General features: G+C 49.8%; 1 protein-coding gene. It reads left to right on the forward strand.

Translation table 11 applies throughout. The features are described 5' to 3' along the window. A partial coding sequence (locus ACTHUR_RS21140; protein ID WP_440400769.1) for a GMP synthase (glutamine-hydrolyzing) occupies positions 1–264 on the forward strand: 264 nt, incomplete at its 5' end. Positions 265–442 lie beyond the last annotated feature (178 nt).

Raw genomic sequence — 442 nt, forward strand, 5'->3', positions numbered from 1 at the left:
TCTTGGTACGACCTGACTAGCCAAGCCTTCGCCGTGTTCCTGCCCGTAAAATCCGTCGGCGTAATGGGCGACGGGCGCACTTATGACTACGTCGTCGCACTGCGCGCAGTCATCACCAGCGACTTCATGACCGCACATTGGGCAGAACTGCCGTACTCGCTGCTCGGCCGCGTGTCCAACCGCATCATCAACGAAGTCAAAGGCATCAACCGCGTGGTTTACGATGTAAGCGGCAAACCGCCTGCTACGATTGAGTGGGAATAAAAGTAAAGATATAAACGCATAAAAAGGTCGTCTGAAATGGTTTCAGACGACCTTTTGGTTTTTATAAAAGAATAATGGAACAAGGAGGTGGCTGAAGTGCGTTAGACAATATAGTGGATTAACTTTAAACCAGTACGGCGTTGCCTCGCCTTAGCTCAAAGAGAACGATTCTCTAAGG

The sequence above is a fragment of the Neisseria sp. P0021.S007 genome (genome assembly GCF_051956855.1).